General features: G+C 33.1%; 22 protein-coding genes. 15 read left to right on the plus strand and 7 right to left on the minus strand.

Annotation, left to right across the window (positions count from 1 at the left end):
- Window positions 1–72 precede the first annotated feature (72 nt).
- Window positions 73–1,317: an ABC transporter permease gene (locus DM397_RS15630; RefSeq protein WP_162615493.1), complete on the plus strand. Its 1,245-nt coding sequence runs from the start codon at window positions 73–75 to the stop codon at window positions 1,315–1,317.
- Between the two features lie 104 nt (window positions 1,318–1,421).
- Here the strand turns inward: DM397_RS15630 and prmC are convergent, their stop codons facing one another.
- Both prmC and DM397_RS15640 read right to left on the minus strand, forming a co-directional pair.
- Window positions 1,422–2,276, minus strand: a complete 855-nt coding sequence (gene prmC / locus DM397_RS15635) for a peptide chain release factor N(5)-glutamine methyltransferase (protein WP_111378426.1) — start codon at window positions 2,274–2,276, stop codon at window positions 1,422–1,424.
- Window positions 2,277–2,364: 88 nt separating this feature from the next.
- Complete coding sequence (locus tag DM397_RS15640) at window positions 2,365–2,850, minus strand: GNAT family N-acetyltransferase (RefSeq protein WP_111378427.1); 486 nt, start codon at window positions 2,848–2,850, stop codon at window positions 2,365–2,367.
- 96 nt (window positions 2,851–2,946) lie between these two features.
- Between DM397_RS15640 and ribD the strand changes: the two genes are divergently transcribed.
- From ribD to DM397_RS15655, 3 genes are all read left to right on the plus strand, one after another.
- A complete protein-coding gene (ribD, locus tag DM397_RS15645) occupies window positions 2,947–3,996 on the plus strand; it encodes a bifunctional diaminohydroxyphosphoribosylaminopyrimidine deaminase/5-amino-6-(5-phosphoribosylamino)uracil reductase RibD (protein ID WP_111378428.1) in 1,050 nt (349 codons plus the stop codon).
- Entirely contained in the window at window positions 3,989–4,591 is a 603-nt protein-coding gene (locus tag DM397_RS15650) for an HAD family hydrolase (RefSeq protein ID WP_111378429.1), read from the plus strand. Before ribD ends, DM397_RS15650 begins: the two co-directional genes overlap by 8 nt.
- Window positions 4,592–4,762: 171 nt before the next feature.
- On the plus strand, window positions 4,763–5,395 hold the full coding sequence (locus tag DM397_RS15655) for an IMPACT family protein (RefSeq protein ID WP_111378430.1): 633 nt from the start codon (window positions 4,763–4,765) through the stop codon (window positions 5,393–5,395).
- 24 nt (window positions 5,396–5,419) lie between these two features.
- Here the strand turns inward: DM397_RS15655 and DM397_RS15660 are convergent, their stop codons facing one another.
- Window positions 5,420–5,833: an acyl-CoA thioesterase gene (locus DM397_RS15660; protein WP_111378431.1), complete on the minus strand. Its 414-nt coding sequence runs from the start codon at window positions 5,831–5,833 to the stop codon at window positions 5,420–5,422.
- A 187-nt stretch (window positions 5,834–6,020) separates the two neighbouring features.
- On the opposite strand from DM397_RS15660, the gene dnaA reads away from it, so the two are divergent.
- The 11 genes from dnaA (at window position 6,021) to scpA (ending at window position 17,223) form a co-directional block, all read left to right on the plus strand.
- Window positions 6,021–7,448, plus strand: coding sequence for a chromosomal replication initiator protein DnaA (gene dnaA / locus DM397_RS15665; protein WP_095931847.1), 1,428 nt, complete (start codon window positions 6,021–6,023; stop codon window positions 7,446–7,448).
- Window positions 7,449–7,456: 8 nt separating this feature from the next.
- Entirely contained in the window at window positions 7,457–7,924 is a 468-nt protein-coding gene (locus DM397_RS15670; RefSeq protein ID WP_111378432.1) for a low molecular weight protein-tyrosine-phosphatase, read from the plus strand.
- A 62-nt stretch (window positions 7,925–7,986) separates the two neighbouring features.
- On the plus strand, window positions 7,987–8,700 hold the full coding sequence (locus DM397_RS15675; RefSeq protein WP_111378433.1) for an SAM-dependent methyltransferase: 714 nt from the start codon (window positions 7,987–7,989) through the stop codon (window positions 8,698–8,700).
- A 23-nt stretch (window positions 8,701–8,723) separates the two neighbouring features.
- Window positions 8,724–9,245, plus strand: a complete 522-nt coding sequence (locus tag DM397_RS23940) for an energy transducer TonB (protein ID WP_185957086.1) — start codon at window positions 8,724–8,726, stop codon at window positions 9,243–9,245.
- 806 nt (window positions 9,246–10,051) lie between these two features.
- A complete protein-coding gene (locus tag DM397_RS15685; RefSeq protein WP_111378434.1) occupies window positions 10,052–11,179 on the plus strand; it encodes a methionine aminotransferase in 1,128 nt (375 codons plus the stop codon).
- A 77-nt stretch (window positions 11,180–11,256) separates the two neighbouring features.
- Entirely contained in the window at window positions 11,257–12,138 is an 882-nt protein-coding gene (locus tag DM397_RS15690) for an SDR family oxidoreductase (RefSeq protein ID WP_008467969.1), read from the plus strand.
- 251 nt (window positions 12,139–12,389) lie between these two features.
- The gene (udk, locus tag DM397_RS15695; protein ID WP_111363887.1) at window positions 12,390–12,998 is read left to right on the plus strand and encodes a uridine kinase; all 609 of its coding nucleotides are present in this window, start codon (window positions 12,390–12,392) and stop codon (window positions 12,996–12,998) included.
- Window positions 12,999–13,149: 151 nt separating this feature from the next.
- Complete coding sequence (locus DM397_RS15700) at window positions 13,150–13,482, plus strand: FtsB family cell division protein (protein WP_111378435.1); 333 nt, start codon at window positions 13,150–13,152, stop codon at window positions 13,480–13,482.
- A gap of 14 nt (window positions 13,483–13,496) precedes the next feature.
- Entirely contained in the window at window positions 13,497–14,861 is a 1,365-nt protein-coding gene (locus DM397_RS15705) for a methylmalonyl-CoA mutase subunit beta (protein ID WP_111378436.1), read from the plus strand.
- A gap of 38 nt (window positions 14,862–14,899) precedes the next feature.
- Window positions 14,900–15,088, plus strand: coding sequence for a hypothetical protein (locus DM397_RS15710; protein WP_111378437.1), 189 nt, complete (start codon window positions 14,900–14,902; stop codon window positions 15,086–15,088).
- Between the two features lie 11 nt (window positions 15,089–15,099).
- Window positions 15,100–17,223: a methylmalonyl-CoA mutase gene (scpA, locus tag DM397_RS15715; RefSeq protein ID WP_111378438.1), complete on the plus strand. Its 2,124-nt coding sequence runs from the start codon at window positions 15,100–15,102 to the stop codon at window positions 17,221–17,223.
- 135 nt (window positions 17,224–17,358) lie between these two features.
- Here scpA and DM397_RS15720 read toward each other — a convergent pair whose 3' ends face one another.
- From DM397_RS15720 to dapF, 4 genes are all read right to left on the minus strand, one after another.
- Window positions 17,359–18,000 carry a peptidoglycan-binding protein LysM gene (locus DM397_RS15720; protein WP_111378439.1) on the minus strand — a complete coding sequence of 214 codons (642 nt, stop codon included), beginning with the start codon at window positions 17,998–18,000 and terminating at the stop codon, window positions 17,359–17,361.
- Between the two features lie 486 nt (window positions 18,001–18,486).
- A complete protein-coding gene (gene mltG, locus DM397_RS15725) occupies window positions 18,487–19,527 on the minus strand; it encodes an endolytic transglycosylase MltG (protein ID WP_111378440.1) in 1,041 nt (346 codons plus the stop codon).
- A gap of 10 nt (window positions 19,528–19,537) precedes the next feature.
- Window positions 19,538–20,071 carry a GNAT family N-acetyltransferase gene (locus DM397_RS15730; protein ID WP_111378441.1) on the minus strand — a complete coding sequence of 178 codons (534 nt, stop codon included), beginning with the start codon at window positions 20,069–20,071 and terminating at the stop codon, window positions 19,538–19,540.
- Between the two features lie 62 nt (window positions 20,072–20,133).
- Window positions 20,134–20,916, minus strand: a complete 783-nt coding sequence (gene dapF, locus DM397_RS15735) for a diaminopimelate epimerase (protein WP_111378442.1) — start codon at window positions 20,914–20,916, stop codon at window positions 20,134–20,136.
- Between the last annotated feature and the right edge of the window lie 18 nt (window positions 20,917–20,934).

The following is a 20,934-nucleotide window of genomic DNA, read 5'->3' on the forward strand; positions in this document are numbered from 1 at the left end:
CTTTTTAAAATAAATAATAACACTTCGAAAACAAACTTGTAACAAAAACCGTATTTTCGTGACAAATTGGTCATGATGCTAAAATTATTTAAAGAAAATATCCGAATTGCTTTTGGTTCCATCAAAACACAAATTCTGCGTACTATTCTTACCGTTTTAATTATTGCTATCGGTATTACGGCTCTGGTTGGCATCCTGACTGTGGTGTCTGCTTTAGAAAATACTATTTCTACCGATTTTGCTTCTATGGGAGCGAATACTTTTAACATCAATCAATACGAAAATAAAGTTCGAAACCGCGGCGGAAGAGAAAGAGAAGTCATCAATCCGATTATTTCGTATCCAGAAGCAGTTGCTTTCAAAAACAAATACAAATATCCATTTACCGAAACCTCTTTATCTTTTACAGCAACTACAACAGCAGAAGTAAAATATTTGGGTGAAAAAACAGATCCAGAAATTACAATTGTTGGCGTTGATGAGCATTTTATTACCAATTCAGGATTAGAAACCAGTTTAGGAAGAAGCTTTAACCAATTTGATATTGACAACAATACGTATTCTTGCATTGTAGGTTCTGATTTTGAAAAAGGACTTTTGAAAGACATCAATCCAATTGATAAAGTAATTTCGATTCGAGGCGCTCGTTTTAAAGTTATAGGTGTTCTGAAAGAAAAAGGATCAACCTTTGGAAACAGCCAGGATTTAAGAGTTCTGATTCCGATTCAGGTAGCAAGATCTTTATTTACAGCACCAAATATCAATTATACCATTAGTGTTATGGTTTCTAAAAAAGAAGTTCTAGACGAAGCCATAGACAATGCCACAAGCACCATGCGAAGAGTCCGCAAACTAAGCCCTGTTCGTGACAATAATTTTGGTGTGGTTCGAAGCGATGATTTGATTAACCGAATTCTAAGCATAACTCAATATCTAGGAATAGCAGCGTGGACTATTTCCGTAATCACTATTTTAGGATCTTCAATTGCTTTGATGAATATTATGATTGTTTCGGTTACAGAGCGTACTCGCGAAATAGGCGTCCGAAAAGCTTTAGGAGCAAAAAGATCGACCGTTGCTTTTCAGTTTTTTATAGAAACTTTATTGATCGGACAAATTGGAGGTTTGGTCGGAATCGTTTTAGGAATTCTGCTTGGTTTTGCTATTGCAACCGCTATGAGTTTTGTTTTCGTGATTCCGTGGATGGCAATTTTTGCCGCTTTTGCAACCAGTTTCTGTGTTGCTTTGGTTTCTGGTTTGTATCCAGCGACTAAGGCTTCTAAATTGGATCCTATCGAGGCGCTTCGTTATGAATAATTTTTTAGTATTCAGTGTTCAGATTTTTAGTATTCAGTAGCCAGACTAAATTAAGTTTTTTAGCAAGCCAAAACTGAACACTAAAAATCTGAACACTGACTACTTTAAACACTCCCTTTCAGCATTCGGTCGTTATCGTAAATATCTTTTCGCAATTCGATATTTTTATATTCCATCCCTTTGAGCAGCTCCTCCATTTCTTTTCCAAGATATTGATTGATTTCGAAATACAATTTTCCTTTTCCAAAAAGAGCTTTTCTCGCCAATGAAGCAATTTTTCTATAAAAAATCAAAGCATCATGATCTTCTACAAAAAGTGCTAAATGCGGTTCGTAATCCAGAACATTTTTCTTGATTTCTACTTTCTCTAAATTTCTAACATAAGGCGGATTCGAAACAATAATATCAAATTGACATCTTAATTCTTCTTCTTTCAAAATATCCAAAAGCACAAAAGTTACATCAACATTATTTCTTACTGCATTTCGCTTTGCTGTTTCTATTGCTTTTTTAGATACATCAACAGCAACAACTTCTGCATTAGGCAGATTTTTAGCTAAAGAAATGGCAATACAGCCACTTCCCGTACCGATGTCTAAAATTTTTATTTTTTTTGATTTTTCTGGACTTGCATTTTCATTGATAATCCATTCTACCAATTCTTCGGTTTCTGGCCTCGGAATTAAAACATTTTCGTTTACCTCAAAATCTAAACCGTAAAAATGTGTTTTACCCAATAAATACTGAATTGGAACTTCTCTCTTTAAATGGTTTAATATTTCATCCCAGATGATAAAATCATTCTCTTCAAAAGCCAATTCATGATTTAATGCTAAATCAATCTGACGAAGTTTGTGCTTGTCTTCTAGAATTAAATAAAAAAAACTTTCCGCTTCGTACGCATCGTAAAAAGGAGATAATTCTTTAATGAACTGGGTACGATATTGTTTAATTTTCATTTTTATTTTTTGAGCATTTTCACATCAGCCAAAAAACTGACATTTTATCTTTCAATAAGTCTTGATGGCTTAAATTTATTACATTAAACTACAAAACTTTCAGCATCCAAACAGGACAAGAATTATGCCCAGTGCATCCCATTGGAGCATCTAAATACTCAAAACCGGATCTTTTGTACAGTTTTTGTGCCGCATGCATAAATGGCATGGTTTCGATATAACATTTTTTAAAACCAAAAGCTCTAGCTTGTTCTAGACATTTTTCCATCATTTCAGTCCCAATTCCCAAACCTCTTTTTTTCGGAAGGAAATACATTTTCTGTAATTCACAAATTTCCGGATCTCCATTTTCTAAAGGTGCAATTCCTGCACAACCTACAATTTCTCCATCATTTTCAACAACGAAGTATGCCGATCTGGGCTTACTGTATTCTTCAAACATCAAATCCAGATAAGGATCTTCATATGCAGTTCCTACTTTAGGAATCTCCATTTCATCAAAAACAAAACGTATCAAACTCGCAACTGCCTGATTGTCTTCTTTTTTAATTGCTCGTATTTGCCAATTTACCATTTTTTTATTCTAAATCATTATACATGCAAAAGTAAATATACTTTTTCTATAGTTCCTTAACTTAGCCATAAACTCAAAAATAACTACTTTTGCACTGTGAATATACATGAAAAATATATAAAACGCTGCATCGAACTGGCACAAAATGGACTTGGAACAACATATCCGAATCCAATGGTTGGTAGCGTTATTGTTTATGAGGACAAAATTATTGGCGAAGGCTGGCATAAGAAGGCTGGTGAGCCACATGCAGAGGTAAATGCCGTAAATTCTGTAAAAGACAAATCGCTATTGAAAAAGGCTACAATTTATGTAAGCTTAGAGCCATGCAGTCATTTTGGCAAAACTCCTCCTTGCTGTGATTTGATTATTGCAAATGAAATTCCGAACGTTGTTGTTGGAACGGTTGACCCTAATGAAAAGGTAGCTGGAAAAGGCATTTTGAAATTAATTGAAGCTGGCGCCAATGTTACAGTTGGAGTTTTAGAAGATGAATGCAACGAACTGAATAAGCGTTTTTTTACTTTTCATGAGAAAAAAAAACCTTATATCATTTTAAAATGGGCCGAAAGTCAAGACGAATTTTTAGCTCCTGAGAAAACAATTGATCAAGATCGAAAACCAATTTGGATTACGAATCAATATTCTAGACAATTGGTTCATAAATGGAGAACTGAAGAGCAAGCCATTTTGGTCGGAACACAAACTGTAGTTGATGATAACCCGAAATTGAATGCTAGAGATTGGGACGGAAACAATCCGAAAAGAATTGTTTTAGATCGAAATAATAGAATTGATAAAGACAGTTTTATTTTTGATGACAGCGTGAGAACTATCATTTTTTCTAGTGAAGCAGAAAAGTCATCAAAAGAAAATACGCAGTTTGAGACAATTGATTTTAACAAAAACATTGTACCTCAGATTTTAGATGTTTTATACCAAAATCAAATTCAATCGGTAATTATTGAAGGCGGAAGACAAACGCTTCAATCTTTTATTGATGAAAATCTTTGGGACGAAGCACGAATTTTTATTGGAAAAACAAGTTTTGAAAAAGGCACGAAAGCGCCAGAAATTTCAAGAAAAAGCACTATTAAAACCAACATTTTAAGCGACGAATTAATACAGATTAGAAATTATGATTAATGCGATAATTTTTGACTTTGGAGATATTTTCATCAATTTAGACAAACCTGCCACGATTTCTGGTTTACAAAAACTAGGAATGAAAGAATGGAATAACGAATTAGATCAATTAAATCTTTCTTTTGAAGTAGGCGCTATTTCTCCAGAAGATTTCGTTGGAGGTTTTCAAAAACAATTGCCAAATGCTAATAAAGAAGATATTTTGAAAGCTTGGAATGCTGTTTTGGCAGATTTCCCTTTTTATCGTCTGGAATTTCTTCAGGAATTATCAAAAAAATATCGCTTGTTTCTTTTAAGCAATACCGATTCTATTCACATCAACACATTCGAAACAAAAAGCGGCGTTTCTTTTTACAAAGATTTTTATGCTTGTTTTGAAAAAGTTTATTTTTCTTTTGATATCGGAATGAGAAAACCGGACCCAAAAATTTATCAATTTGTTCTTGAACAAAACAATCTCGTTGCCGAAAACACTTTATTTGTTGATGATAAAACTGAAAACACAGACAGTGCTGCAACTTTAGGAATTAAAGTCTGGAATCTTCAAGTTGGAAAAGAAGACGTTGTAGATTTATTTAGCAAAGGATTATTATAAAAAAATATTTTAGCCACTCCCGATAGCTATCGGGATATACTGATTAAAAGGATTCAAAAGTATGTTGCCACGAATTACACAAATTTCCACTAATTGAATTGGCTTAAAAATTAAAACTGAAATTCGAGGAAATCTGTGTAATTCGTGGCAAAAAAACTTAAAGCTTAGCATTTGGAAATTAACGACACTTATCAAACTATTGCAACTGTATCTGAAGAAATACTGTTTAAAGAAAAAGGCAGTAAATTCTTTGGCTACGCATTTCCAATAGATCATGAAGATGAAGTAAAACCCATTATAGAAGAACTCAAAAAACAGCATCCGCACGCGGTGCATTATTGTTATGCTTACCAATTGGGGGTGGGAAATAAAATTTCGTATCGTGCCAATGATGATGGCGAACCAAGCAACACGGCAGGAGCACCAATCTACGGACAAATACAATCTTTTGGTGTAACCAACGTTCTAGTTGTAGTGGTTCGTATTTTTGGAGGGGTAAAATTAGGCGTTGGTGGTTTAATTGCAGCTTACAGAACAACTGCTCAACAAACTTTAGAAGTTTGCGAGATTATTGAAAAAACTATTGATGTCGAATTTTTAATTTCATTTGATTACAAAAACATGAATAAAGTGATGCGTGTGATCAAAGAAAAGAAATTAGAAATCGTCTCTCAAGAAATGGAAATGGATGAAGTTTCTGGATTGCCAATTGGCAAAATTGTGACCAAAACGCGAAAAAAAAATGCCGAAACGGTATTCAGCATTTTTGATTTAATGTTTGAAATTGATATTAAAATTATATAATTTAACATCAAAAAGAAAGCTGTTTTAACACTTTTCATCAAGTGTTTTAAATATGTCTAAAATGTATTCCGGAGGGGCTGTTGGACGACCAGTTTTTAACGCAACAAATACTAAAATAAACGTCGCAGTTGTTAATAACTCATTTGCCTCATTGTAAATCGCGCAGTCAAATTCGATCTTCACAGAAGAGTGACTTTTGAATGTGGTATGAATTGTCAAAAGTTCATCGTATCGTGCCGATTTTTTGTAGTTGATATTCATGTTGACAATTGGAAGACCAATTCCGCTTTCTTCCATGCTTTTATACGAAACCCCTTTATTTCTAAGCCATTCCACGCGTCCAATCTCAAAATAAGGCACATAATTTCCGTGATAAACAACTCCCATTTGGTCTGTTTCTGAGTAACGAACTCGCACTTGAGTCTGGTGATTTTTCATTTATAAAATATTAAAAAAATTCGAATTTAAAAAGCCTCATTACAACTTTTTTTTATAAAATTAGATGCCGAAATATTTTTTTTTACAGAAATTTGTTCACATATTTGTTATCCCGAAATACGGAATAAAATTGCTCCACTTTTATTAGGAGAATCTTTATAACAATAATAAAAATTTATCTGAATCTATGACTAAAACTGCTCAATCGGTATGGGAAAACTGTTTGTCCTTTATAAAGGATAATATTCAAGACCAAGCATATAAAACTTGGTTCGAACCAATCAAATCAGTTGAGCTAACCGATAACGCATTATACATTCAGGTTCCGAGTAAATTTTTCTACGAATGGCTCGAAGAGCATTACGTAAAATTATTGAAAGTTGCGCTTACCAAAGAACTGGGAAAAAACGCAAAGTTACTCTATAAAATTAAAATGGAGAACACTTATGGCAATAAACAGCCGTTTACCGAGCAGCTGCCAAGTGCCAACAGAGTGCCAATGAAACCGCAAGAGGTTGACGCTCCGTTTAAAAACTTAAATCCTGAACTTAAAAATCCTTTTGTAATTCCTGGAATTAGAAATTTAAAAATTGAGTCTCAGTTAAATCCGAACTACAGTTTTGATAATTTCTTAGAAGGAGATTCAAACCGTTTGGCTCGTTCTGCTGGTATGGCAGTTGCCAACAAACCAGGGGGAACTTCATTTAATCCGTTGTTGATTTTTGGAGGAGTTGGTTTAGGAAAAACACACTTAGCGCATGCTATAGGTGTAGAAGTAAAAGATAAGTATCCGGAAAAGACCGTTTTATATATTTCTGCTGAGATTTTCACGCAACAATACATTGATTCTGTTAAAAAGAATAATCGTAATGACTTTATTCACTTTTATCAGTTAATCGATGTTTTGATTATTGATGACGTTCAGTTCTTGTCTGGAAAATCAGGAACGCAAGACGTATTCTTCCATATTTTCAATTATTTACACCAAAACGGAAAACAAGTAATCTTAACTTCTGATAAAGCTCCTGTTGATATGCAGGATATCGAGCAAAGATTATTATCTCGTTTCAAATGGGGATTGTCTGCAGAATTACATCAGCCTGACTACGAAACTCGTATCTCAATCTTAAAAAACATTTTATACCGCGATGGTGTAGAAATGCCAGAAGATATTTTAGAATATGTTGCTCGAAACATTAAATCTAATGTTAGAGAACTTGAAGGCGCTATTATTTCGTTAATCGCTCAATCTTCTTTCAACAAAAAAGAAGTTACGATCGAGCTAGCAAAAAGCGTTGTAGAGAAATTTGTTAAAAACGTAAAGAGAGAAATCTCTATTGATTATATCCAAAAAATTGTTTCAGACTATTTCCAGTTGGATATTGAAACACTTCAATCTAAAACCAGAAAGAGGCACGTTGTTCAAGCAAGACAACTAGCGATGTTCTTTGCTAAAAAATTCACTAAAGCATCTTTAGCTAATATTGGTTCACAAATTGGAGATCGCGATCATGCAACTGTTCTTCACGCTTGTAAAACAGTCGATAACTTAGTTTCTACAGACAAACAATTTAAAAAGTTTGTTGAAGACATCAATAAAAAACTAACGCTTTAAGACGCGCCATGCCTGTAAAAATCTTAATGGTATGTTTAGGAAATATTTGCAGATCTCCTTTAGCAGAAGGAATTCTTGCTTCTAAACTACCCGAAGATAAATTCTTTGTTGATTCTGCCGGAACAGGCTCATGGCATATTGGTCATTGTCCCGACAAACGTTCTATAGAAGTTGCGAGAAAAAACGGAATCAACATCAGCGCACAAAAAGGACGTCAGATAAAAGTCTCTGATTTTGATGAGTTTGATTACATCTATGTGATGGATAATTCTAATTTTCGCGATGTTGTCCATTTAGCTAAAACTCCTGAACATAAAAATAAAGTTCGTTTGATTTTAAACGAATTATTTCCAAATGAAAACGTCGATGTACCAGATCCGTATTACGGCTCTGCAAACGGTTTTGACAACGTTTACCAAATGCTAGACGAAGTAACTGATTTAATTGCAGATCAGCTTCTTAAAAAACACTCCTAATCTAATTCAATTGTTTCTAAAAAAGAGATAATTGAATTTTTTAATTTTAAACAAAACACATTATGAAATCTTTCGGAAAACTATATTTAATTCCAACCACAATGGGCGAAAGCGATCCGATGGATGTTTTACCTCAAACTGTTAGAAGAACAATAGAAGTTATCGACCACTATATTGTTGAAAACGACAAAACTGCAAGAAAATCTATAAAAGCAGTTTATCCAGAAAAAAAACAATCTGAATTGGTTCTTTTTACTTTAAACAAAAGAACAGAAACTAGCGAACATAATGATTTCATTAAACCTTTATTAGAAGGAAAAAACATGGGATTAATGAGCGAAGCTGGCTGTCCAGGAGTTGCAGATCCTGGTGCTGCAATTGTAAAATTGGCACACGAAAAGGGAATTCAGGTTGTGCCATTGGTTGGCCCTTCTTCTATCCTACTAGCCATGATGGCTTCTGGAATGAATGGCCAAAGTTTTACTTTCAATGGGTATCTACCAATTGATAAAGACGAGAAAAAGTCGGCAATTCGTCATTTTGAGAAATTATCTTATGATAAAAATCAATCGCAACTATTCATTGAAACTCCGTACAGAAATAATAAACTGATTGAAGACCTTTTACAGATTTTAAGCCCTGCAACACATCTTTGTATTGCGGCAGATATTACTTTACCAACAGAATTCATCAAAACATTGAAAGTTGCGGATTGGAAAAAGTTAAAAGTTGACTTAGATAAACGTCCTGCGATTTTTATTATTCATAAAATGTAAAAACTAACTCTAAAACCATCACAATGGAAAAGATTTTTCTCCTTGTTTTAATTTGTTTTGTACAAAATGGATTTTCACAAAGCACTAAAAATAATTCTAAGACAAAAGCTTCACAAACAAAAGAATCAGAAATACCAATTGTTAAAGTTAATACTAGTAATTACACTGACACAGATTTAATAGTAGATGAGCCTAACCCCTCTTCATTAGCTATAAAAAATGACGACAAAACAATTTATAACACTGCAGGTTTAGATGTAAAACCAGATTTTCCTGGAGGAATAGAGAAATTCAACAAATTTTTCTATAACAATTTTCATTATTCCGATGAAGAATATACTGCTTTAAAAGGGAAAAAAATTTACGCAACGTTTATAGTTGAACAAGATGGCGCATTAACAGATATAAAAATCCTTAGAGATGCTGGCTATAACACAGGAGCTGAAGCAATTCGAGTTTTAAAAAAGTGTCCAAAATGGATTCCTGGAGAAATTAAAGGCAAAAAAGTTAGAGCTTTATACTCAATACCACTAACAATAAATTAGCAAGTATAACACTCATAAGTTTTTCCTTAACCAAACTTTAGCATGAGCAAACTCCCAAACGTAACCACAAGCATTTTCACGGTAATGTCAAAAATGGCAGCTGAATACAATGCGATTAATCTTTTGCAAAGAATTAAAAGTAGGTCTACATAACTGACCTACAATTTTTATCTCAAGACAAATTCTTACTCTTAAGGTAAAACTCCAACCCAAAAAATGCAGAAATAAAATAACTGCTTTAACAGCCGTTATAATTAAAAGTATAGAAAAGGATTTCTCGATTTACTTACCAAACAGAAATCTAGATCAATAAGCAAAAACACTTCAAAAAAAGATTATTTCTTACAATTTAAGAAAAGATTATGAAGGTTATCAACTTGTACTTAGTAGTCATAGAATCCTCAAAATAACTCCTTATCTGCAACCTATAATGAAAACAAAAAATTAACCAGTATCATTGAAAGTTATAAAAACGTAAAACTTCATGGCAAAGCAATTTACGCGATATATTCAAAATACCCCGGATATACAATAGTAAAAACAAATTTACGTATACTCAAGAACAAGGTGACATCAAACAGAAAGAATACAATCTGAAAATCAAAAAAGACAATGAAATTATCAAACCTGTAGTTAAACTAACAGGAGAAATTATATAACAAAACAATTGCCAGAAAAACCCTAAACAACTGTTTTGATAGCATGTCCCGTTTGTTTAACACTTTTTTTATATCAAAAAATAAAAAAACTCCAATTTGCTTAAAAAAACAAGTACATTTATAATAAAATTTCTACAAATACCAATTATGAGCAAACTTCCAAATGTAACCACCAGCATCTTTACGGTGATGTCAAAAATGGCAGCCGAATATAATGCAATAAATCTTTCACAAGGATTTCCAAATTTTCCTGTCGATGAAAAGCTAACTGATATTGTCGCTAGATTAGCCAAAGAAAATGTTCATCAATACACACCTGTAACAGGCTATCCACCTTTGATGAATCAAATTACTAAACTGCTTTTTAATTCATATAAAAGGTCTGTAAATCCTGATATAGAACTTTTAGTTACAGCTGGTGCTACACAGGGAATTTTCACTTCTATTCTGGCTTTAATAAAAGAGAATGATGAAGTAATTATGCTTGATCCAAGTTTTGACTCTTATGAATCTCCAATCTTGCTATGCAAAGCTAAACCTATAAGAATTGCTTTAAATGACGATTATACTCCAAATTGGGAAATAATTGAAAAAGCCTGTTCTATAAAAACCAGAATGATTATCATTAATAACCCTCATAATCCAACAGGAAAAATACTATCAGATTCAGATTTTATTCAGCTAGAAAAACTACTTTCAAAATATCCTGATTTATTGGTTTTATCCGATGAGGTTTACGAATACATCACATACGAGGAAAAACATATTTCGGCACATACAAAAAGTTTTCTTTTAGATCGATGTATTATGGTTTCATCTTTTGGAAAATCATTTCACATAACAGGATGGAAAATTGGATATACAGTCGCGCCTGAACATCTAATGATAGAAATCAAAAAAGTACATCAGTTTTTGGTTTTCAGCGTAAATAGTATCTCACAAATAGCCCTAAGTGAATATTTAAATATTGTAGACACAAATCTCCTTGGAAAATTCTATCAAGAGAAACGAGATTATTTTCAGAAACTACTCCAAAATAGCCGTTTTGAATTGAAACCTTGCGAAGGAACGTATTTTCAAGTCGCTTCTTATGCCAATATTTCAAATGAAGACGATGTTACTTTCTGCAAAAATCTGATTATAAATCATGGTGTTGCGGCAATTCCAATTTCAACTTTCTATTCAGATCATAAAGACCAAAAATTAATTCGTTTCTGTTTTGCCAAAGACGATTCTACACTTGAGTCTGCAGCAAAAAAATTATGTGAAATATAAAATTTATTGAAATTTTATAACATTATTATGCGTGCATCCTATTTTATTTAATTAATATTGTAAAAAAAAGAAAAAATATGAGCTACACAGATAAAATGTTACGTGATGATGCTTTAAAAGGCAAAGTCATTGTCGTTACAGGCGGCGGAAGCGGTTTAGGCAAAGCTATGACCAAATATTTTCTCGAATTAGGAGCTCAAGTAGCCATAACTTCTAGAGATTTAGAGAAGTTAAAAACTACAGCTGCCGAACTGGAAAGCCAAACTGGAGGTAAATGTCTTCCTCTTCAATGTGACGTTCGCCATTACGAAGAAGTCGAAAACATGCTTCAGGAAACTTTAAAAGTTTTCGGAAAAGTAGATGTTCTTTTAAATAACGCAGCAGGAAATTTCATTTCTCCAACAGAGCGTTTATCCGCAAATGCATTTGATACTGTAATAGATATCGTACTTAAAGGTTCTAAAAACTGTACGCTTGCTTTTGGAAAACACTGGATTGACACGAAACAAACTTCGGCAACGATTTTAAATATAGTAACCACTTACGCTTGGACAGGGTCTGCTTATGTTGTTCCTAGTGCTACGGCAAAAGCGGGAGTTTTGGCAATGACAAGAAGTCTTGCTGTAGAATGGGCAAAATACGGAATTCGTTCTAACGCAATTGCTCCTGGACCATTCCCTACAAAAGGTGCTTGGGACAGATTATTGCCTGGAGATCTTTCAGAGAAATTTGATATGGCTAAAAAAGTACCTTTAAAGAGAGTTGGAGATCACCAAGAACTAGCAAATCTTGCTGCCTATTTAGTTTCTGATTTCTCTTCATATATTAATGGAGATGTAATCACAATTGACGGTGGCGAATGGTTAAAAGGTGCTGGACAGTTCAATTTATTAGAAGCAATTCCAGAAGAACTTTGGGATCAGCTTGAAATGATGATAAAAGCAAAAAAGAATAAATAATTACAAGTGCTTACTAAATTCAGAATATTTTTTTAAACTATACTGATTGCACAAAATCCCGAAGGTTTACTTTCGGGATTTTTTTATGCTTTTTAACCATATAAGTGATATAAGTTCAATGAAGTAAAAAAATGTTTAAAAATCTGATTGCTTAAATTTACTTACATTACTTATATGGTTAAATTATTTTAAATGTTTAGCGATTCAGTTAAATTATTATTTTTGCCAAACAAATATCAAACAAAAATTTTATGCTCATTATTGGAATTGCAGGAGGAACTGGAAGCGGAAAAACAACGGTTGTACACCAAATCATGAACGAATTACCAGACACTGAAGTTGGCGTAATTTCTCAAGATTCGTATTATAAAGAAAACCATAACTTGTCTTTTGACGAGAGAGCATTAATCAATTTTGATCACCCTCGTGCCATTGATTTTGAATTATTGGTAAAACATCTAAAAGCTTTAAAAGCTGGAGAGACTATCGATCAGCCTGTATATTCATTTATTCAACACAACAGAACTGATGATACAATTACCACTCATCCTAGAAAGGTAATGATTGTTGAAGGAATCTTAATTTTGACAAATCCAGAATTGCGTGAGCTTTTTGATATCAAAATTTATGTTCATGCCGATTCTGACGAAAGATTAATTCGTCGTTTAAAAAGAGATATTTCTGAACGTGGACGTGACATTGACGAGGTTTTAAACCGTTACCAAACTACTTTAAAACCTATGCATGAGCAATTTATAGAACCCACTAAAGCATTTGCAGATATTATTATCCCAAATGACAAATACAATACAGTAGCAATTGATGTAGTTCGGGCTGTAATTAATCAGCGTATTTCATAATTTTTATCGTAAATTTAAACCATAATAATTAGAAGCTGATTCCCGCTATTCGTTGCAATCTTTTGTGTCTCGTTAAAGAAACGAGACACAAAAGGATTTTCACTTCTATCGGGGCTAGAAATAACAAATTCAAAAGAAATATTCGTTTAAAATGAAATTTAAAAATCCATACAAAGACAAAAAATGGTTCAAATACCTTGGAAACAAATACGTTTGGGTTTTGCTGTTTTTTATCGTTTGGATGTTATTTTTAGACAATTACTCTTATTTTGATCATCGTTTTCTAGATCAACAGATACATGAACTTGAGGATAATAAAAAGTATTATCAAGAGGAAATCAGAAAAGATCAGGAACAGATTAAACAGCTCAAAAATCCAGAACAAATTGAAAAATACGCTCGCGAAAAGTATTTTATGAAAAAAGACAGCGAGGATATTTATATCATACAATTTGAAGGAGACACAATTCAAGAAAAAGAATAATCAAAAAAACTACAATGGCCACTAACCTATTCGACGATTTTAATCCGATTTCATCCAAACAATGGAAACAAAAAATTCAGTTTGAATTAGATGGAGCCGATTACAATCAAACTGTTATTTGGAATTCGCCAGAAGATATTCAGGTAAAACCTTTTTATCACAGTGATGAGTTTACAAAAGCAGCAAATGTAAATACTCAAGCCTCAGATTTTAAAATCTGCCAAAATATTTTTGTTTTCGATATAGAAAAATCGATCGAACGAGCTTTAAATACTTTAGAAAGAGGTGCAGAAAGTCTTCGTTTTACAATTGAAAATGATAAAATTGATGTTCAAAAACTATTGGAAAATCTTCCTTTAGAAAATAAAACCGTTTACTTTAATTTCAATTTTATCTCAATCGATTTCGTTAAAAAATTAGACACTATTTCAATTCAGAAAAAAGCTAATTTTTACTGCAATTTTGACCCAATCGGACAATTGGCACGAGAAGGAAATTGGTTTACCACTTCGGAGAAAAATAATTTTGAAACCTTAGATATACTTTTTAAGAACACAACTAATTTAAATCTGCTCAGTGTAGATTTGGGTTTGTATCAAAATTCAGGTGCCAATATTACGCAACAGATTGCCTATAGTTTAGCGCATGCGAATGAATATTTAAATCGTTTCTCTGGTACAGCAAAATCTATTGTTTTTCAGGTTTCTGTTGGAACAAATTATTTTTTCGAAATAGCGAAACTTCGTGCGCTTCGAATGCTTTTTGATTTAATTGCTGCAGAATACGATTCGAAAATCGAATGTCATATACTGGCAACGCCAACAAAGCGAAATAAAACCATTTACGATTATAATGTAAATATGCTTCGTACCACAACTGAATGCATGTCGGCAATTTTGGGTGGTGCAGATGCAATTGCCAATTTGCCTTACGACGCATTATATCACAAAGACAATGAATTTGGAGATCGAATTTCAAGAAATCAGCTTTTGATTTTAAAACACGAAAGTTATTTTGACAAAGTAGATAATCCAGCTGATGGAAGTTATTATATCGAAAGTTTAACAATGCAGTTGGCGGAAAAAAGTTTAGCATTATTTAAAGATATTGAAGCCAATGGAGGTTTCTTGAAACTTTTAAATGATGGAACCATCAAAAAGAAGATTCAAGAAAGTGCCACTAAAGAGCAGGAATTGTTCGATTCTAAAAAAGAAATTTTATTAGGCACAAATAAATACCCTAACAAAGAAGACCGAATGAAACATGATTTAGAATTGTTTCCTTTTGTAAAAATCAAACCAAGAAAAACATTAATTACACCAATTATTGAAAAAAGATTGGCAGAGAAAATGGAGCAGGAAAGATTGGAGCTTGAATAAAATTAAGAGATAAGTTTTTGAATTTAAACTAAAGTATTATGAAAAGACCTAATGAAATAATATCAGTTGAAAACGATTCAATAACTGAATTTCAATACAAAATTCCTGAGTGGCAAATTGATCAAGTTATAAAAAGAACAAAAGATTATTTAAAAAATCCAAATGATGTCTCTAACATCGATGACTTTTTAGAAGAAATCAAAAGAGATTTAATCGAACTTAAATAACCATATTTAAATTGAGAAAAGACCTTAAAAATATAAAGCTAGAAGTTAAAAGTCAGGAACCCGAAGCTAATTCTAGTTCTAACAACTTTACTACTGCCGAAGGAATCGAAATTAAAAAAACGTATTCTGAAAAAGATATCGAAGATTTAGATTTTCTTGATTTCGGAGCTGGTTTTGCACCAAATTTACGAGGGCCATACGCAACAATGTATGTACGCCGTCCGTGGACTATTCGCCAATATGCCGGATTTTCTACCGCAGAAGAAAGCAATGCTTTTTACAGAAAAAATTTAGCTGCGGGCCAAAAGGGACTTTCCATCGCTTTTGATCTTCCAACGCATCGCGGTTACGATTCTGATCACGAAAGAGTGGTTGGTGATGTTGGAAAAGCTGGAGTTGCCATTGATTCTGTCGAAGACATGAAAGTGCTTTTCGATCAGATTCCGTTAGACGAAATGTCGGTTTCCATGACCATGAATGGAGCCGTTTTACCTATTATGGCTTTTTACATTGTTGCTGCAGAAGAACAAGGCGTTAGTCCAGAGAAACTGGCAGGAACAATCCAGAATGATATTTTAAAGGAGTTTATGGTTAGAAATACTTATATCTACCCTCCAACTCCTTCTATGAAAATAATTGCTGATATTTTTGAATTTACCAGCAAAAAAATGCCAAAATTCAATTCTATCTCTATTTCTGGTTATCACATGCAAGAAGCCGGAGCAACAGCTGATATTGAATTAGCTTATACTTTAGCAGATGGTTTAGAATACATCAGAACTGGATTATCTACAGGAATGACCATTGACGATTTTGCTCCAAGATTATCTTTCTTTTGGGCAATCGGCATGAATCATTTTATGGAAATAGCTAAAATGAGGGCCGGTCGTATGATTTGGGCAAAACTATTACAACAGTTTAATCCGAAAAGCGATAAATCTCTGGCTTTAAGAACACACTGCCAAACCAGCGGATGGAGTTTGACAGAACAAGATCCATTTAACAATGTGGCGAGAACTTGTATAGAAGCTTCTGCAGCGGTTTTTGGAGGAACACAATCTCTCCATACCAATGCTTTAGACGAAGCAATTGCACTTCCAACAGATTTCTCCGCTAGAATTGCGAGAAACACGCAAATATTTCTTCAAGAGGAAACCAAAATTACTAAAACGGTAGATCCTTGGGCTGGAAGTTATTATGTTGAAAGTCTAACCAATGACATCGTAGAAAAGACTTGGAAATTAATTGAAGAAGTAGAAGAATTGGGCGGAATGACCAAAGCCATTGAAGCTGGAATTCCGAAACTTCGAATTGAAGAGGCTGCCGCAAGAAAACAAGCAAGAATAGACAGCGGGCAAGATATTATTGTCGGCGTAAATAAATATCGTTTAGAAAAAGAAGATCCGTTGGATATTCTAGATGTGGACAATCAGTTGGTTCGTAAACAGCAAGTCGAACGTCTTGAAGAAATAAAACGAACCAGAGATTCTGAGAAAGTAAATAAGTCACTAGAAAAATTAATCCATTGTGCACAGACAGGACAAGGAAACTTACTAGAAAATGCAGTTGAAGCCGCTAGAAACAGAGCAACATTAGGCGAAATCAGTAGTGCATTGGAAACTGTTTTTGGCCGTTTTAAAGCACAAATTAAATCTTTTAGCGGAGTGTATAGTGCAGCAATAAAAAATGACGAGAATTTTGAAAAAGCAAAACAACTAGCAGATGTTTTTGCAAAACAAGAAGGAAGACGTCCTAGAATTATGATTGCCAAAATGGGACAAGACGGTCATGACCGAGGTGCAAAAGTGGTTGCAACAGGCTATGCCGATGTAGGTTTTGATGTTGATATAGGCCCATTATTTCAAACTCCTGCAGAGGCGGCAAAACAAGCTGTTGAGAATGATGTGCATATTTTAGGAGTTTCTTCATTGGCAGCAGGGCACAAAACTTTGGTACCACAAGTAATAGAAGAACTAAAAAAACATGGACGCGAAGATATAATGGTAATTGTAGGCGGTGTTATTCCGTCTCAGGACTATCAATTCTTGTTTGATGCGGGTGCATCAGCCGTTTTTGGACCTGGAACTAAAATAAGTGAAGCGGCTATAAAAATCTTAGAAGCTCTAATAGATTAAGTTTTACAGTCTCAGTCTCGGTTTTCAGTTATCAATGATGAGAAAAAAGTTGTGGATTGAGATTTACTATACATGAAAAAGAATAAAAAATAGAAAAAGAGGTTGTTTCACTGATGCGAAACAACCTCTTTCAATTTAGTCGTTTACTGTTGCGTTACTATCTGCTTCTATAAAAGAAAGATCGTAACCTGCAAAATCTCTCATGTAGCTTTTCAAGGAAGTCCCGAAAGCATCTCTAAAATGTCTGCTTCCTTTGTTTTTGAAAAAATTCTTTACAGAACCTGCACCACCTAAATGCGCTGCCGCTAAAATTCCAGATTCGGTAATTTCGATACCACTGATGACTTTACCTTGATACTTTTCGATTTCGTAACGTAAAATCCATTTGTTTTTGGCTAACAAAGCCATAAAAGCTTTTTCTTGTAGAGCAGGATCTTTTAAAAAGGCCTTATTATCATTAATTCCAATTGCTCTCAAAGCTTTAGAACCAAATTGATATTTACCCATATAACCAAGAGTGTTTACTAATCTGTACTGCCCTTGTGATTCTTTAAAAGCGACTGCTTCTTTAAATCCTATTAGACGATTTCCTGTAAATGGGACATTTGCGATTTTAGGATAATCATCTTTTTCTTTTGATGGAAAAATGTATTCTGATCCATCTGTTTTTTCAATTAAAAACCAAGGTTTGGTTTCATGGTTAGAGGGAATAAATCCCAAACTTAAAAATGTAATAATAACGACTAAACTCGCATAAAAATACCATTTCTTTATCATAAATTGTTTTTCTTCAAGACGCTGTCACCCTCTTGAAATTTCTACGCTGCAAAGATAAGCTATTTTAAAAATATGCTAAAAATCAACAGATTAGCGTTTTTTACGTAAAAACGTAAATCACTTTAATCCCAGTTATCATAATGGTTTCCGAAAGATTTGAAGCTTATTTTTTTGACCCTAAAAACTGAAATATGGAGTCAAAAAAAATCGCTTTTTATATAAATTTTAAGCAAATTTCATTAAAAAGAAGGTTTTTTCCTACAATAAACTCATGGATTTTTATACAAATCTTGAAAGTCACTTTTCGAATTTTATAAAATTCAAGATTAAAAAATGTTTATTTTTTTATTACTTCAACCTAAAAAATATCCAAAATCATAATTTCACAATTTTTCAATTCTAGAAGTATTTTTACATCAAAAACAACAACAAAAAAACCGAAGTAAAATTTACTTCGGTTCTTAATATTTTAATGGATAAATAAAATTATCTAGTTACCCCTTGACTTGCTATCCAATCAGAATATTTTTTTGCATTTACATTATGTTCTGCTAATGTCGCCGCAAATTCATGATATCCGAAACGATCAACACTTGCGCAGAAATAGATATAATCGTTCTTCTCTGGATTTAAAACCGCTTCAAGAGCTGTAATATCAGGCATTGCGATTGGTCCTGGCGGAAGTCCTTTATTCACATAAGTATTATATGGAGATCTCATTACCAAATCATTATAAAAAACTCTTTTTATAACTTGATCAAAATCGTTATCTCTTAATTTTAAAGCATAAATAACGGTTGGATCTGCTTGCAATGGCATTTCTAAACGTAAACGGTTTAAATAAACTCCTGCAATTCGAGGTCTTTCATCTTTTTTAACTGATTCTTTATGAACGATTGATGCTAAAATTGTTGCCTGTACAGGTGTTAAACCTTGTGCTTTTGCTTTTGCGATTCTATCAGCTGTCCAGAAATTATGATATTCTTTAATCATTTTATCACGGAACTTTTCTGCCGATGTATTCCAATAAATCTCATAAGTATTTGGAATAAACATTGCAAAAACGTTTTCTTCGTTAAATCCGTTTGCAGCTAAAAATGTAGAATCTTTGATAGCTTTCAATAATGATAAACTGTCAGCCTCAATTTCTTTTCCAATTCTTCCTGCAAAATTCTCTAAACGTTCTTGATTATTAAAAACCAACTTAACTGGAATATTAGAACGCATTGCACGAACTAAGTCGATATTGTTCATGTCTTTCTTTAAAAGAAAACGACCTGATTTTACGTTTTCCGGATAATCTCTTTTTTCGGCAACCATTTCAAAGTTGTCAAAATTCTTGATATAAGGTGCTAATATCTTTTTTACATCAGCATAATTAGCGTCTGTCGGCACATAAACGTATACCTCTTTTTCTTCAAATTTAGTATTAGAACTAAATATTTTACTGATTAATATAAAACCATAAATCAATAAAACTGAAATTATGGCTACGGCACTTATTGTGATTATTTTTTTTAGACTCAAAGCTTAAAATTTAAATTTGTTTGTTAATTAACTGAAAAATTGCTTCATCATGATAGTGGTTATGATACAAAATCCAGTCTTTTTTTATTCCGATTTTCTTGAAACCAAATTTAGTAAAAAGTGCAATACTCGCTACATTTTGCACGCCAATATTTGCATATAATTGATGGAGGTTTAAGTTAGTAAAAGAATATTTAATTAAAAGCTCTAAAGCCTCAGAACCAATGTTTTTCCTTTGATTTTCTTCTTTCTGAATGACAATGCCAATCCCTGCCCTATTATTTCTAGGATCAAATTCAAACAAATCAATCAATCCGATAGCAGGAAAATCTTCATCCTGACAAATCGCCAAACGAAGCTGTTTTGCCTCATAAATATCCTGATGGGCATTCTCTAAATATTGTTTAATCAAAAAACGGCTATAAGGAGTTTGCGTATTGCTAACTTCCCAGATATTCTCATCATTTTCTATAGAATAGATAAACTCTAAATCTTGAGGTTCAAGTGCCCGCAAATAAATTGAATCTCCTTTTAATGTTATCATTTCGATATTTTAGATTTTAGATCTCGATTGGAATTTGGATTTTAAATTTTTGGGATTTAACATTAAATCTCAATTGTTCCTTTGAATACGAATTTGGCCGGACCAGTCAGGAATACATTTGTATAACCATCATTATCTTTATCAAAAGAAACCACCAATTTTCCTCCTTCAACATTTAAGTTTATCGAAGTTTTATCTGTTTCTCCAATTGCATTCATGGCGATCGCAACCGCTGTAGCTCCAGTTCCGCAAGCAAGAGTTTCGTCTTCAACACCTCTTTCGTAGGTTCTTAAAGAAAAAGTATCATTATCTACTTTTTTTACAAAGTTGACATTGCTACCTTTTTCTCCATATAATTCACCGTAACGAATTGCAGCTCCGTTTTCTTTTACGTTATAATGCTCCAAATCATCTACAATTTGAACATGATGCGGTGAACCTGTATTTAGGAAAGTATAAGAATCTTTTTTCTGAATTTCGTTTACATCGATCATTTGTAAAGAAACAATTGAATCGGCATTTACAGAAGCGTGATGCAATCCATCGGTTGCGATAAAAGTTGTTTTGTCATCAATTACTCCCAATTGATTAGCAAAAGCAACAAGACAACGACCGCCGTTTCCGCACATCGAACTTTGATTTCCATCAGAGTTATAATACACCATTCTAAAGTCAGTTTCAGAATCATTTTCTAAAAGAATTAATCCGTCTGCTCCGATTCCGAAACGTCTGTCACACAGACGTTCAATAAGTTTTACATCGTCTTTTGGAAAGAAATTGGAACGGTTATCAATCATTACAAAATCGTTTCCGGTACCTTGATATTTATAAAATTCTATTTGCATTTTTTAGTTGTTAGAAAT

The organism is Flavobacterium nitrogenifigens (assembly GCF_003254565.1).
GTDB lineage: Bacteria > Bacteroidota > Bacteroidia > Flavobacteriales > Flavobacteriaceae > Flavobacterium > Flavobacterium nitrogenifigens.